The 14,180-nt window shown below is 74.3% G+C and carries 13 protein-coding genes; 8 read left to right on the forward strand and 5 right to left on the reverse strand.

Features of this window, described 5'->3' with window-relative positions; translation table 11 throughout:
* Positions 1-63: 63 nt before the first annotated feature.
* The gene (locus AC3ERT_RS03105; RefSeq protein ID WP_435133788.1) at positions 64-711 is read right to left on the reverse strand and encodes an FMN-dependent NADH-azoreductase; all 648 of its coding nucleotides are present in this window, start codon (positions 709-711) and stop codon (positions 64-66) included.
* A gap of 168 nt (positions 712-879) precedes the next feature.
* Between AC3ERT_RS03105 and AC3ERT_RS03110 the strand changes: the two genes are divergently transcribed.
* Complete coding sequence (locus AC3ERT_RS03110) at positions 880-1,293, forward strand: winged helix-turn-helix transcriptional regulator (protein WP_435133786.1); 414 nt, start codon at positions 880-882, stop codon at positions 1,291-1,293.
* A gap of 18 nt (positions 1,294-1,311) precedes the next feature.
* Here the strand turns inward: AC3ERT_RS03110 and AC3ERT_RS03115 are convergent, their stop codons facing one another.
* Both AC3ERT_RS03115 and AC3ERT_RS03120 read right to left on the reverse strand, forming a co-directional pair.
* Entirely contained in the window at positions 1,312-1,773 is a 462-nt protein-coding gene (locus AC3ERT_RS03115; RefSeq protein WP_335971881.1) for a MarR family winged helix-turn-helix transcriptional regulator, read from the reverse strand.
* Positions 1,774-1,917: 144 nt separating this feature from the next.
* On the reverse strand, positions 1,918-4,806 hold the full coding sequence (locus tag AC3ERT_RS03120) for an ATP-binding SpoIIE family protein phosphatase (RefSeq protein WP_435172499.1): 2,889 nt from the start codon (positions 4,804-4,806) through the stop codon (positions 1,918-1,920).
* 313 nt (positions 4,807-5,119) lie between these two features.
* Here AC3ERT_RS03120 and AC3ERT_RS03125 point away from each other — a divergent pair, with 313 nt between their 5' ends.
* The 5 genes from AC3ERT_RS03125 (at position 5,120) to AC3ERT_RS03145 (ending at position 9,559) form a co-directional block, all read left to right on the forward strand.
* Positions 5,120-6,019, forward strand: a complete 900-nt coding sequence (locus AC3ERT_RS03125) for a J domain-containing protein (protein ID WP_435172500.1) — start codon at positions 5,120-5,122, stop codon at positions 6,017-6,019.
* 94 nt (positions 6,020-6,113) lie between these two features.
* Positions 6,114-6,446: a rhodanese-like domain-containing protein gene (locus AC3ERT_RS03130; protein ID WP_335971885.1), complete on the forward strand. Its 333-nt coding sequence runs from the start codon at positions 6,114-6,116 to the stop codon at positions 6,444-6,446.
* A gap of 137 nt (positions 6,447-6,583) precedes the next feature.
* On the forward strand, positions 6,584-7,324 hold the full coding sequence (locus tag AC3ERT_RS03135) for a DUF5819 family protein (RefSeq protein WP_435172502.1): 741 nt from the start codon (positions 6,584-6,586) through the stop codon (positions 7,322-7,324).
* Positions 7,321-8,718 carry an HTTM domain-containing protein gene (locus tag AC3ERT_RS03140; RefSeq protein WP_435172632.1) on the forward strand — a complete coding sequence of 466 codons (1,398 nt, stop codon included), beginning with the start codon at positions 7,321-7,323 and terminating at the stop codon, positions 8,716-8,718. Before AC3ERT_RS03135 ends, AC3ERT_RS03140 begins: the two co-directional genes overlap by 4 nt.
* Before the next feature lie 43 nt (positions 8,719-8,761).
* Positions 8,762-9,559: a TrmH family RNA methyltransferase gene (locus AC3ERT_RS03145; RefSeq protein WP_435172504.1), complete on the forward strand. Its 798-nt coding sequence runs from the start codon at positions 8,762-8,764 to the stop codon at positions 9,557-9,559.
* A gap of 54 nt (positions 9,560-9,613) precedes the next feature.
* Here the strand turns inward: AC3ERT_RS03145 and paaN are convergent, their stop codons facing one another.
* A complete protein-coding gene (paaN, locus tag AC3ERT_RS03150; protein ID WP_435172506.1) occupies positions 9,614-11,290 on the reverse strand; it encodes a phenylacetic acid degradation protein PaaN in 1,677 nt (558 codons plus the stop codon).
* A 166-nt stretch (positions 11,291-11,456) separates the two neighbouring features.
* Between paaN and AC3ERT_RS03155 the strand changes: the two genes are divergently transcribed.
* A complete protein-coding gene (locus tag AC3ERT_RS03155; RefSeq protein ID WP_435172508.1) occupies positions 11,457-12,986 on the forward strand; it encodes a 3-hydroxyacyl-CoA dehydrogenase in 1,530 nt (509 codons plus the stop codon).
* Positions 12,983-13,597, forward strand: a complete 615-nt coding sequence (locus AC3ERT_RS03160; protein WP_435133766.1) for a TetR/AcrR family transcriptional regulator — start codon at positions 12,983-12,985, stop codon at positions 13,595-13,597. Before AC3ERT_RS03155 ends, AC3ERT_RS03160 begins: the two co-directional genes overlap by 4 nt.
* Here AC3ERT_RS03160 and AC3ERT_RS03165 read toward each other — a convergent pair.
* Positions 13,582-14,106, reverse strand: coding sequence for an Lrp/AsnC family transcriptional regulator (locus AC3ERT_RS03165; protein ID WP_335971899.1), 525 nt, complete (start codon positions 14,104-14,106; stop codon positions 13,582-13,584). The two genes, AC3ERT_RS03160 and AC3ERT_RS03165, sit on opposite strands and share 16 nt — an antisense overlap.
* Positions 14,107-14,180: the final 74 nt, after the last annotated feature.

Consider the following 14,180-nt stretch of genomic DNA (forward strand, 5'->3'; position numbering starts at 1 on the left):
CGCGTTGTCTTACGGGTGTTGCCTTGTCGGCATCCCTTGTGCGGGTCCCTTGGGCGGTCGCCCTCAGGCGGCGAAGCGCGCGGCGAGCGTCTTGGCTTTCTCCGCCGCGTCCTCGTGCGCCTTCGCCTTCGAGGCGTCCGCGGCGTCGATCAGGGAGGCCATCGCCGGGTTGACGCGGGCGAGCGTCAGCTCGGGGATCACGAAGTGGACCTCCAGCGACAGCATCCCGGTGAGCACCTTCTCCAGGTAGGTCGCCGCGAACTCGAAGCTCTCGCGCGGGGTGCCGGGGCCGTAGCCGCCGCCGCGCGCGGTCACGACGGTGACGGGCTTGCCGGCGACCGAGCCGCCCTCGCCCGCGGTCCGCCCGACCACGATGACCTGGTCCAGCCACGCCTTGAGGGTCGAGGGGATCGTGAAGTTGTACATCGGGGTGCCGATGAGGATCGCGTCCGCGCGCTCCAGCTCGTCGGCCAGCTCCTCGCGCAGGGCGACCGCGGCGGCCTGCTCGGGGGTGCGCGACTCGGCCGGCACGTTGGTGCCGATGATGCCGTCCGCGGTCAGGTGCGGCACCGGCGCGGCGGCCAGGTCGCGGTAGATCACGGTGCCGCCGGGGTGCTGGCTCTCCCACTCCTTGCGGAAGGTCGCGGTGACCTCGCGGGAGACGGAGGTGTCGTGGAAGGCGGACGAGTCGATGTGCAGCAGCGTGGCCATGGTGAAGCCTCTTCGTCATCAAGGGATAAGGGTTGGGATCGGCGCCGCGCTCGGTGGGCTGATGACGTTCTCCGATGTCAGCGGTGCCGCAAGTTCGTACGTAGCTATTTTTAACACAGAGACTTACTTTTTTGCAGCGCTAGGGGTGTGACGGAGTACGCTGTGGCCATGGAACGGGGACAGCAGGTGCGCCCGGGTGCCCCCTGTCGAGGCGTGGATGTCGCGCTGACCAGGGTTTTCGAGTTGTTCGGCAAGAGGTGGACCGGGCTGATCGTGGCAGTGCTCACACACCGCCCCGCGTACTTCGCCGAGATCCGCCGGGCCATCCCGCGGATCAGCGAACGCATGCTCTCCGACCGGCTGACCGAACTCGCGGACGCCGGACTGGTGGTCCGCGAAGTCGATCCGGGCCCGCCGCTGCGGGTCAGCTACGGACTGACCGAGGCGGGGCTCGCGATCCGGCCCGCGCTGGGCGAACTCACCCGCTGGGCCGAGATCTACCTGCCCGACGTCCCCTGCACCGAGCCGGACCCGGCCGCGCTCGACGGCGACCAGGAGGCGGGTGGCTGCGCCACTGCCTGACGGTGCGCGCCGGGAAGGTCACGGGTGTACCGCGGCGTCCTCGTTGTGGCGCACCAGGTAGGCGGCGAACCGCTCCAGGTCGGCCGGGTCCCACCCGGCGAGCCGCTCCTTGAACGTCTCCTGCCGCCGCACCCGGGCCGCCGCCAGGCTCGCCACGCCGCGCGGCGCGAGGTGCAGCACCTGCACCCGGTGGTCGGTGGGGTCGGTCCGCCGCTCCAGGAAGCCGTCCCGCTCCAGGGCCGCCACCTGGCGGCTGACCGTCGACTTGTCCAGCAGGTAGTGCGCGGCGAGGTCGGTGGCCCGGCAGCCCTGCTGCTCCTCCAGGTGCGCGAGGATGGTGTACGCGACCAGGGACAGTTCGGGGTGCATGCGGGCGGCGGTGGCGCGGGCGCGCCGGGCGAACGCGGTCAGCTCGCGCTGGATCACCTCGAGCGAGGCGGTGGTCTCGGCCGGCGGGGCGGGGGTCGCTGCTGCGGACATCGCGGTCACACTCCTGCCGGGGCGGCCGCGGCCGGGTGCCGGCGGCGCAAGGTTGTAAAATGCAACGATATCAGCTACCCGTGCGCCCGCAGTCCCGCCCGCACTCCGACCCGCAGTCCGCCCGCCGCTCGCTTGCGGTCCCCGTCAGGAGGGCAGCGGCAGCTCGAACCACACCACCTTGCCGACCGCCTTCCGGCTGGTACCCCAGCGCCGCGACAGGTTCGACACCAGTCCGAGCCCGCGCCCGGTCACGTCGTCCGCCTCCGCGCGCCGCAACTGCGGCAGGTTGTGGTTGTCGTCGCTCACCTCCACCAGCAGCTTGCCCACGCGCATCAGCCGCAGCTCCACCTCGTAGGACGCGGCCCTGATCGCATTGGTGACCAGCTCGCTGACCAGCAACTCCGCCACGTCCGCGAGGTGTTCCAGGCCCCACTCGGACAGCTGGCGGCGGGTCAGCTCGCGGGCCCGGGCCACCTCGGCATCCTCGATCAGCAGGCTCCAGCGCACCACGTCCTGCGGGGCGACCCCCTCGAAGCGGGCGACGAGCAGCGCCACGTCGTCGTTCCGGTCGTCGGAGTGCACCTGGGCGAGTATCTGCGCGCACACGTCCTCGGGGGACTGCTGCGGCTCGATCACGTTGGCGCACAGCGCCGCCAGCCCCGCGTCGATGCCCTGGCCGCGCACCTCCACCAGCCCGTCGGTGCACAGCACCAGCCAGCTGCCGTCCGGCGCCGGGACCTCCACCGTCTCGAACGGCACCCCGCCCACCCCGATCGGCGCGCCGCCGGGGATGCGCAGCAGCTCGCCGCGCCCGTCGGAGCCGGCCAGCACCGGCGGGATGTGGCCGGCGTTGGCGAGGGTGAGGGTGCGGTGGATCGGGTCGTAGATCGCGTAGACGCAGGTGGCCAGGTGCTCGGTGCCCAGCCGGTGGGCGAGGTTGTCGAGGTGGCGCAGCAGCTGCGCCGGCGGCAGGTCGAGCCCGGCCATGGTGATGACGGCGGTACGGAACTGGCCCATCACGGCCGCCGCCTGGAGCCCGTGGCCCATCACGTCGCCGACGATCAGCGCCACCCGGCCGCCGGGCAGCTGGATCGCGTCGAACCAGTCGCCCCCGACCTGGGCCTGCCGGTCTCCCGGCATGTAGTGGTGCGCGATGCGGACGCCGGGGATGCGCGGCGGCCGGGTCGGCATCATCGACCGCTGGAGTGTGGCCGCGGCCCGCGACTCCTGGCGGTGCAGCCGGGCGTTGTCGATGTGCACGGCGCCGCGCGCGACCACCTCGGCGGCGGTCGCCGCGTCCCGGACGTCGAACGGGCGGCGGCCCGGGCCGCGCAGGAAGTAGACCCGGCCGAGCACGGTGCCGCGGGCGGTCAGCGGCGCCACGATCAGCGAGTGGCCGGCCATCAGCGGCCCCAGCGCCGGCACGCCGAAGTCGAGCGCGATGTCCGGGGAGAGCGCGGGGTCCACCACGGGCACCAGCACCGGGTCGCCGAGCCGGGGCACCATGTCCCCGGCCGGGAGTGAGACCAGCTCGCCCTCGGGCACCGCCACCTCCCACACGCCGGCCGGTTCGGGCAGGGCGGTGGCGACCCGCCGGACGAGCACGGTGTCGGACGGGCGGTCGCCCTTGGGCGGCTCGGTGTCGGAGAAGAGCTGGTCCACGACGAGCACCGAGGCGAGGTCCGCGAAGCGCGGCACGGTGACGGAGCACAGCTCGCGGGCGGTGGTGTCCAGGTCGAGGGTGGAGCCGATGAAGGAGCCGGCGGCGCGCAGCAGGGCGAGCTGCTCGTCGAGGGCGTTGCCGGGGTGGGGGACGGTGGCGGGCGCGTGCCGGTCGCCGCGTCCGGCGACCGCGGGGCCAGGGGAGCCGTTGTCCGACGGCGGGGACGGCGCGCGGTTCGGAGCATGATCCGGTGCGTGGTCGTGGTCCGGCCGGTTTCCGGGCTGATGATCGGACGGTACGGGCGCGGCCGCCGCCTTCCGCTTCCTCTTCCGCCCGGCCGGGGCGGGGTACGGCGTGAGCGAGGGCGGCGGCACCGCCGTGAGCGCGGACGCGCTGGACGCGTCGCCGTCGCCGTTGCCGCCGCTGCCCTCCTGCTCCGCGGCGGCGACCGTACGGCCGCCGGGCGGCAGCTCCCTGCGGGCGGCGCGTACGGCGCTCTCCGCGCGGGCGGCCGCGGCGAGAGCGGCGTGCTCCTGCGGGACGACGGGCAGCCGGACGCCGTCCTCGACCTCCAGCGCCGGTGGCCCGAGCGCCGCGATCTGCCGCACGATCCGGTCCAGCCGGCCCGGGCTGGCGCCCGGCAGCACCGCGGCGAGCCGGCCGGCCGCCGCCTGCCCCGCCGCCGGGTCGGCGCTCGGCGCGAGCACCGCGGCGACCGCGATGTCCTGGCGCTGCGGCCCCTCCGCGCCGTACGGCAGCAGCCGGCCGCCGAGCGCGAGGCGCAGCCCGCCGGTGCGCAGCGGCTTGGCGTGCACCGCGATGGCGAGAAGGCTGCGGCCGCCCGGCTCGACCAGCCGGTAGGTCCACCACAGCACGTCCTTCAAGGTGCCGTCGCGGTCGGTGGCGGCCAGCGCCCCGGCCCAGGAGGAGACGGTGACGTCGTCCAGCAGCTCCAGGGTGTCCTGGCGGGCCGCCGCGGGCCGCTTGTCGGTGTGCCCGGCGGCCGGGCGGGTGGTGCTCAGCAGGCCCGCCGCGCGGTGGCCGAAGACGTGCTCCCAGCGGTGGCCGAACAGCTCCTCGGCGCCGCGGTTCCAGTACGAGATCCGGCCGTCGGGGTCCACGCAGAGCACGGCAAGCCGCAGCAGGGCGGCCAGACCGGGCGGGGCCGCGGTCGCCGGCGCGGGGGCCGCGGCCGGCGGGGGCAGCGGCGGTGCGGGCAGGCGGACCGGCGGCAGCGGTGCGGGCCGTATCACGGGCACGGCCGCCGCGGCGGGCCCGGCCGGGGGCGCGGCACCTTCGGAACGAGCGGTGGGGCGGTCGGTGTGGCGGTCAGGTTCGGTGGCATCGGGATGCCGGATGATCTCGTCCAACGTCGTGCACCTGCGGTCCGGCGCTGTGGTTCCGCGCTGAGTGAGCTGGGTCAGGGGTCGTCCGGCTTTCAAGGCAAGCACGAAACGGCCGATTCGGTCGGCAGATCGGCCGGATTGGTGCCCGTGTGGGGCATGGTGACGACCCGTCGGATCGTAGGACCGCCGCCGGGCGCGCGGGCCGGGGCGGGCGCCCGGCGCCGGCCCCGCACCCCGCGGACCGGGCCGCCCGCGGGACCGGTCGGGGTGCGTAGTCCGCGGCCGCGCGCGACCGCGCTCCCGGCATGATCGACCGTAGAGGGCCTACGCTGTCCGGGTGACGAACACCTCCGGACCCGGACCGTCCGCCGCCTCCGCGCCGTCTGCCGCCGCCGACGGGACCTCAGCCGACCCGAGCGCCGACCCGGCCGCGGGCCGGTCCGCCGCCGCGGGGGCCGCGTACGTGGACACGGAGGGCCAGGAGCGCCTGGCGAAGGCGGTGCGCGCCGCCGAGCAGGCGCTGATCGAGTTCGAGATCGCGGTGGAGACCTTCCGCGTCGAGGTGGAGAACTTCTCCCGGCTGCACCACCAGCGGCTCGGCCCGATGTACGCGCGGCTGGACGAGCTGGACGCGCTGATCGCGGAGGCCGTCGCCGCGCACAGCGGCGACCGGGCCGACATCGAGCGCGCCTGGGAGGCGCGCGCCCTGGTGATGCCGATGCCCGGGGTCGAGGAGCTGTTCGGCGGGCTGCTGGGCGCCGACGGGGTGCGGCCGGTGGAGGACCCCAACCCGCCGCGCCGGGTGCGCCCGGGCAAGGAGGCCCAGCGGCTGTACCGCGAGCTGGTCCGCAAGGCGCACCCCGACCTGGCGCAGGACGACGCCGAGAAGGAGCGCCGCAGCGGCTTCATCGCGCGCGTCAACGAGGCGTACGCCTACGCCGACGAGGCGGGACTGCGCGAACTGGCCGCCGAGTGGGACGCCGGACCGGTGCCGGTCGCGGACCTGCCCAGCGAGGCCGAGGTGCTCTACGCCCGGCTGGAGTGGCTGGCCGAGCGCAAGGAGAAGCTGGCCGCGCTGGCCGCGGAACTCGACGAGAGCGCCATCGGGCAGATGATGAAGCTCGCCCCCGACGACCCGGACGCGCTGCTCAACGAGATCGCCGAGCAGCTGCTCACGCAGGTGTCGCAGCGCGAGGCCCGGCTCGCCGAGCTGGTCCACGGCGCCGCCGGCGGCTGAGGTAGCTTTCCAGTAGCCCGCGGCGCCGCCTTGGTGCCCGCGGCCGCCGTACGTCCCTGATCGTGCAGTTCCGTGTCCCAGGAGGCCGCGTCCGATGTTCCACTCCCAGCTCCCCGCGGTGGACGCCGCCGCCGTGCCGGCCGACGCGACCCTCCTGGACGTCCGGGAGGACGACGAGTGGGCCGCCGGCCATGCCAAGGGCGCGCTGCACATCCCGATGGGCGAGGTCGTCGGCCGGCTCGCCGAGCTGCCCGAGGGCGGCACCGTCCACGTCGTCTGCCGGGTCGGCGGGCGCTCCGCGCAGGTCGCGCAGTATCTGATCGCGCAGGGCGTGGACGCGGTGAACGTCAGCGGCGGCATGCTCGACTGGGAGGCCGCCGGGCGCCCGGTCGTCGACGACAGCGGCGCCGAGGGCTACGTCCTGTAGCGCGCCACCCCTACCGCATCCGTGCCTTGGCGCGTCCGTATCTTCCTGCGCCTGTGGATAACTCGGTAAGGTCACCGCCGGGGTCCCGGGGTGGCTAGGGTCGGCACCCGGGCGCAGCGGAGAGCGGGGAGAGTCGGATGGGGCCAACGGAGGGGCCGCCGCCCAGTGTGGCGGGGTTGTCGCTGCCCGGGCGGATAGTGGTGGCGCTGGTCGTGGGCGCGGTCGCGGTCGGTGCGCTGTTCCACCTGGCGATGGTGTTCCTGTACGTGGCGCCCTCGAACACGCTCAGCAAGGAGCACGCGGCCGCCGTCAACGACTACATCTACCCGGAGTTCGAGCAGAACTGGAAGCTGTTCGCCCCGGACCCGCTCCAGCAGAACGTGCACATCCAGGCGCGCGCCGAGGTGAGCAAGCCCGGCGGCGGCACCGAGACCACCGGCTGGGTGGACCTGACCGGCATGGACATCGCCGCCATGCGGCACGACCCGGTCCCCAGCCACACCCAGCAGAACGAACTGCGCCGCGCCTGGGGCTACTACACCGACACCCATGACGCCCAGGAGCAGCCCACCAATCCCGTGGGCGGCGACCTCAGCCGCACCTACCTCCAGCGCATCGTCCAGGGGCGGCTGGGCACCGAACTGAACGGGGGCACCGTGGTCCGGGTCCAGGCCCGTGCGGCCACCACCCCGGTCGGGCAGCCGACCTGGAGCGCCGCCGGACTCTCCCGGCCGACCACCCAGTACCGCACGCTCCCCTGGTGGGTGGTCGACGGGTCCACGGGGACGAGTACGACCACGACTTCCACGACTCCCACCACGACCCCGACCACGACTTCCACCTCCACCACCACCGCCCGGCAGGGGGCCTCCTCATGAGCACGCCCGGCGGCCGCACCGAGGCCCGCGCCGGGCGGCACGTCCCGGCGACCCCCAGCTTCGCGAGCGTCAGCTCCGCGCTCGACCGCGCCGTCACGCGCGGGCTCACCCGCGTCACCGGCACCGCCATCGGCGCGTACCAGAGCGCGGTGGTGCGGATCGGCGTCTCGCTGACCTGGCTGCTGTTCCTGCTGCGGGAGTTCCCGCACCGCGGCGCGCTCTACGGCCCGCACAGCGCCTGGGGGTTCGACCTGGCGCAGCGGCTGCTGGCCGGCAACCACGCGTTCAGCGTGCTGATGTGGAGTGACAGCCGCGCCTGGTTCGAGATCGGCTACGCCTTCGCGATCCTGTCCAGCGCCGCGCTGGTGCTCGGGTGGCGGACGCGGACGTCCGCGCTGATGTTCATGGTCGGGGTGCTGTCGCTGCAGAACCGCAGCGTGTTCATGGGCGACGGCGGCGACAACGTGGTCCACATCCTCGCGATCTACCTCGCCTTCACCCGCTGCGGGTTGGTCTGGTCGCTCGACAGCCGCCGCGCGCGGCGCCGGGCGGAGGCGGCCCGGGCGAAGGCGGAAGCGCCGGAGGCGGCAGCGGCGGAGGAAACGGCGGCCGAGGAAGCGCCGGAGCCCGTCGGGGCGGACGCACCCGCACCCGCACCCGTAGCCGCGGCCGCCCCCGTCGCCGCGCGCGCCGGTGTCGATCCGGTCGGCATCGCGCTGTGGGCGGTGTTCGGCGCCGTGCTGCTCGGCGCCACCCTCGGCGGCAAGCTCAGCAACGGCTGGGACCTGGTCTTCTGGGCCTGCTGGGCCGGTCAGGCGGTGTGGTGGGCGGTACGCCGCTACGCGCCCGGCGAGCCGCGCACGGTGCTCGAGATCGTCGCCAACGTCGTGCACAACGGCGCGATGCTCGTGATCGTGGCCGAGGTGTGCCTCATCTACTCCACCGCCGGCTGGTACAAGATCCAGGGCAGCCGCTGGCAGGACGGCACCGCGCTGTACTACCCGCTGCACCTGGACGACTTCACGCCCTGGCCGGCGCTGTCCCACACGATGGCGAGCCACGCCGTGGTGGTCATGCTGATCACCTACGGCACGGTGATCGTCCAGGTCGCCTTCCCCTTCACCCTCTTCAACCGCCGGGTGAAGAACGTGCTGCTGGTCGGGATGATGATCGAGCACGCCTCGATCGCCGTGGTGCTGGGGCTGCCGTTCTTCTCGCTGGCGATGATCTCAGCGGACGCGGTGTTCCTGCCGACAGGGTTCCTGCTGTGGGCGGAGTACCAGGCCGTCAGCCGCCGCCGGGTACGGGAGTCCGCCGCGGGGGTGCTGCCCGGGCCGCGCGTCGAGGACCCGGCCGAGCCGGCCGTCGGCCCGCCGCCGTCCGCCCTCACCTGACGGCCGTACGGGTCAGGCGCCGACCGGCCCGTAGGGTGGGCGCATGACCGAGGACGAGGCCGCGCGGGCGGAGGGCGGCGCGGCCGCGGTGCGCGCATGGCGGGCGGCGGGGCCCGGCTGTGTGCTGCTCGACGGATTCCACGCCCTCAAGCACGCGCTGCGCTTCGGCGCCGACGTGGCGGTCGCGGTGACTGCCGACCGGCCCGGGCTGCTGCGGCTGGCCGACGAGCTGGCGCCCGACCTCGGCGCGGAACTGGCCGGGCGGGTCGCCGAGGTGCCGGGCGAGGTGCTGCGCGACCTGGTGCCCCGGGTGCATCCGACCGGGGTGGCCGCGCTCGCCGTCCGCCGGGATCGGGCCGCGAACCTCGCCGCGCTGCACCGCCTGCCCCGGCTCGCCCCGCTGGTCGTGCTCGACCGGCCGCGCAACCTCGGCAACGTCGGCGCCGTGGTCCGCCTCGCCGCCGGCTTCGCCGCCACCGGGGTGGTCACCACCGGCGACCTCGACCCCTGGCACCCCAACGCCGTACGGTCCGGCGCCGGGCTGCACTACGCGACCGCCGTCGAGCACGCCGGTCCGGCCGAGCTGCCGCCGGGGCCGCGCTACGTCCTGGACCCGGAGGGCGCGGACATCCGCGACACCGGGCTGCCCGACGGCGCGCTCGTCGTCTTCGGTTCCGAGCGGCACGGCGTCTCCGCCGAGCTGCGCGACCAGGCCGACGAGCTGGTCTCCCTGCCGATGCGCGCGCAGGTCTCCAGCTACAACCTCGCCACCAGCGTGGGCATGGCGCTCTACCACTGGGCGGCGACCTCGCGCTCGCCGCTGGTGCCCGGGCGCGGCTGAGCCGGGAGGCGGCCCGGCCCGCCGCGGTCCACGCGCCGCCGCGCCGGGCGCCGCTCAGGCCGGGCGGCGCACCTCCACCACCCGGAAGCGGTTGGCGACGAAGGCGCCGTCGCACAGTGCGGCGTTCGCCGCCGGATTGCCGCCCGAGCCGTGGAAGTCGGAGAACGCGGCGGTCTGGTTGACGTACACCCCGCCGGTGAGGTTCAAGGACAGCTGGGCGCACTCCTCGAAGCAGACCTCCTCCAGCTCCCGCTCGACCTCCTCGGACGTGGTGTAGCCGCCGACGGTCATGGCGCCCTGGTCCCGGATGCTGCGGCGCAGCAACTCCAGTGCGGCGGTGGTGGAGTCGACGGCCACGGCGAAGGAGACCGGCCCGAAGCACTCCGAGAGGTAGGCGGACTCGGCCTCGGGCTCGGCTCCGTCCAGCGCGATGATCGCGGGGGTGCGGACCACGGCGTGCGGGAAGTCGGGGTGGGTGACCTCGCGGGAGGCCAGCGCCACCCGGCCCAGGCCCGGGGCGGCGTCGAGACGGGCCTTGACGTCGGGGTTGACCAGCGCGCCGAGCAGGGCGTTGGCCCGGCTGTCGTCGCCCAGCAGCTTGTCGACCGCGGCGGCGAGGTCGGTGACCACCTCGCCGTAGCCCCGGTGGCCCTGGTCGGTGTCGATGCCGTCGCGGGGGATCAGCAGGTTCTGCGGGGTGGTGCACATCTGGCCGCTGTACAGCGACAGCGAGAAGGCGAGGTTGGCGAGCATGCCGGGGTAGTCGTCGGTGGAGTCGATCACCACGGTGTTGACGCCGGCCTTCTCCGTGTGGACCTGGGCCTGCCGGGCGTGGGTCTCCAGCCAGTCGCCGAAGGAGGTGGAGCCGGTGTAGTCGATGATGCGGATCTCGGGGCGCAGTGCGAGGGTCTTGGCGAGCCCTTCGCCCGGGCGGTCGACCGCCAGGCAGACCAGGTCCTTCGGGTATCCCGCCTCGGCGAGCACCTCGCGGGCGGTCTCGACGGTCAGCGCCAGCGGCAGCACGGCCCGGGGATGCGGCTTGACCAGCACCGCGTTCCCGGTCGCGAGGGAGGCGAACAGGCCGGGGTAGCCGTTCCACGTCGGGAAGGTGTTGCAGCCGATGACCAGGCCGATGCCGCGGGGCACCGCGGTGAACGTCTTGCGCAGCCCGATCGGCTCCCGCTTGCCCTGCGGCTTGGTCCACTCCGCGCTCTCCGGGGTGCGGACCTGCTCCGCGTACGCGTACGCGACCGCTTCCACGCCGCGGTCCTGCGCGTGCGGGCCGCCGGCCTGGAGCGCCATGGTGAACGCCTGGCCGGTGGTGTGCGTCACGGCGTGTGCGAACTCCTGGGTCCGCGCGTTGATCCGCGCGAGGATCTCCAGGCAGACCAGGGCGCGGACCTCGGGCCCGGCCACCCGCCAGGCGGGCACGGCGGCGCGCATGGCCGGCAGCAGCACGTCGGGGTGGGGGTGGGGATACCGGATGCCCAGCTCGATGCCGAACGGCGACCGCTCCTCGCCCACCCATGCGTCGGTGCCCGGCTGGTCGAGCGGGAACTCGGCGCCCAGGCGCGCTTCGAAGGCGGCGCGGCCCGCCTCCGCGTCGGGGTACGCCTTGGGGTGCTCGGGGTGCGGTGACCAGAACGCGCGGGTCCGCACGGCCTCCAGCGCCCGGTCGAGGGTGCCGCGGTGGCGCTCGACCAGGAGCTCGGTGGACAGATCGGCGGTCATGGGACCAACTCCTCGTCGAGCTGGGCTGAGTGGTGGGGACAGGGCTAGATTAACCGAATGTTCGGTCGGGACAAGGGGGACCGTCCCGGCCTGTGGAAAACTTCCGCGTCCGCGCCGCGGGCGCCGCGCGGACGACGTCGTCGACCCCGGCGAGGAGAGAGCGAACGTGACCGCACCAGATCTGACCAGCACCGTTGCCGTGGTCGGCGCCGGCACCATGGGGCAGGGGATCGCGCAGGTCGCGCTGGTCGCCGGGCACCGCGTCCTGCTGCACGACGCGGCGCCCGGCCGGGCCTCCGCCGCGGTGGAGGCGGTCACCGCGCGGCTGGACCGCCTGGTGGAGAAGGGCCGGCTCGGCACCGAGGAGCGCGCCGCCGCGCTCGCCCGGCTGGCGCCGGCGGCCACCGTCGCGGATCTGGCGCCCGCCCGGCTCGTGGTGGAGGCCGTGGTCGAGGACCTGGCCGTCAAGCAGGCGCTCTTCGCCGAACTGGAGCAGGTCGTCGCGGACGACTGCCTGCTGGCGACGAACACCTCCTCGCTGTCGGTGACGGCGGTGGCCGGCCGGCTGCGCCGCCCGGGCCGGCTGGTCGGGCTGCACTTCTTCAACCCGGCGCCGCTGCTGCCGCTGGTCGAGGTCGTGGCGGGCGCCGCGGGCGACCCGGCCGCCGTGACCGCCGCCTTCGACCTCGCCGCCGCCTGGGGCAAGACCCCGGTGCGCTGCACCGACACCCCCGGCTTCCTCGTCAACCGCGTCGCCCGCCCCTTCTACGCCGAGGCGCTGCGCGTCTACGAGGAGCGCGCCGCGGACCCGGCCACCATCGACGCGGTGCTGCGCGGCAGCGGCGGCTTCGCCATGGGCGCGTTCGCGCTCACCGACCTGATCGGCCAGGACGTCAACGAGGCGGTCACCCGCTCGGTGTGGGAGGCGTACGGCCGCGACCCGAAGTTCGGGCCGTCGCTGGCGCAGCGCCGGCTGGTGGAGTCCGGGCGGCTGGGCCGCAAGACCGGGCGCGGCTGGTTCCCGTACGGCCCGGCGCACGCAGCGGCCGAGGTGGCGGCCGCCACCGAGCCGCACACCGCGGACGCCGCCATGGCGCCGGAGTACGTCACCCTGCGCGGCTCGCTCGGCCCGGCCGCGGAGCTGGCCGCGCTCGCGGCGGAGGCGCGGGTGGAGGTGCGCCGGCAGGAGGCCGTTCCCGGGGCGCAGGACGGGTTCGTGCTGCCCGGCGGCGTCACCCTGCGGCTGGCGGACGGGCGGCTGCCGGGCGAGCCGTCTATCCAGTTCGACCTGGCGCTGGACTACCGGGCCGCCGCCAGGGTGGCGATCGCGCCGGGCGCCGGGGTGCACGCGGACGCCGTGGCCGCGGCGACCGGCCTGTTCCAGGCCATGGGCAAGGAGGTCAGCGTCATCAGGGACGTGCCCGGCATGGTCGTCGCCCGCACCGTGGCGATGCTGGTGGACTTCGCGCTGGACGCCGTGGCCCGCGAGGTGGCCTCCGCGCACGACGTGGACACCGCGATGCGGCTGGGCGTGAACTACCCGCTCGGGCCGCTGGAGTGGGGCGAGCGGATCTCGCTGCCCTACGTGCGGGACCTGCTGGACGGCCTGCACGCCTGGTACCCGACCGGACGCTACGCGCCCAGCCCGGAGCTGAGGCGGCGTGCGGCGGCGGCCCCACCTGTGGTCTGCTCATGACCATGCCCAAGCGCGACACCTACACGCCGGACTCGCTGCTCGCCGTAGCGGTCGAGGTCTTCAACGAACGCGGCTACGACGGCACCTCCATGGAGCACCTGTCGCAGGCGGCGGGGATCTCCAAGTCCTCGATCTACCACCACGTCCGCGGCAAGGAGGAACTGCTCAACCGGGCGGTCGGCCGCGCCCTGGAGGGCCTGTTCGGCATCCTCGACGAGACGGGCGCGACCGCCGGCCGCGCGGTGGACCGGCTGGAGTACGTCACCCGCCGCACCGCGGACGTGCTGGTCGAGGAGCTGCCGTACGTCACCCTGCTGCTGCGGGTGCGCGGCAACACCGGCACCGAGCGGTGGGCGATGGAGCGGCGCAGGGAGTTCGACCAGCGGGTGGCAGCCCTGCTGGGGGACGCCGTCGCCGAGGGCGACCTGCGCGCGGACGTGGAGCCCCGGCTCGCCACCCGGCTGCTCTTCGGCATGATCAACTCGGTGGTGGAGTGGTACCGCCCGGACGGCCGCGGCTCCGCGCAGGCCGAGCAGCTCGCGGACGCGGTGGTGCGGCTGGCCTTCGACGGGCTGCGCATACCGCCGGACGCCTCTCAGACCACCGGGTAGCCGCTCGGACCGCCCTCGCGCTCCGGCCAGTCGCCGACCACGAGGTCGGTCTCCTCGAAGACCAGCAGCGTGCGGCTGCTGAGCACCTCCTCGATCGCCTGGAGCCGGGTGAGCACCAGCTCGCGCAGACTGCGGTTGTCGACCGTGTGGACCAGCAGCAGGACGTCGAAGTCGCCGCTGACCAGTGCGATGTGGACGACCCCCGGAAGGGTGACGAGTTTCTGCCGTACCGTGCGCCACGAGTTCTGGACGATCTTGAGCGTGATGTACGCGGAGGCGCCGTGCCCGGCCCGCTCGTGGTCGATCCGGGCGCTGAACCCCCGGATCACCCCGTCCTCGACGAGCCGGTTGATCCGGGCGTACGCGTTGGCGCGCGAGACGTGCACCCGCTCGGCCACGGAGCGTATCGACGCCCGGCCGTCCTCCTGGAGCAGCCGAAGGATCATGCGGTCGATCGGGTCCAGCGGGCGGACCCCTCGTGCGTCGTCGGCCATTCGTTCTCTCGCCATCCCCCCGCGACTGCCTAGCATGGACGTACTGGTTCCATCTCAGGCTGTGCAGAACCGTTTGTCCACAGGCCGAA

This window comes from Actinacidiphila sp. bgisy145 (assembly GCF_057708125.1).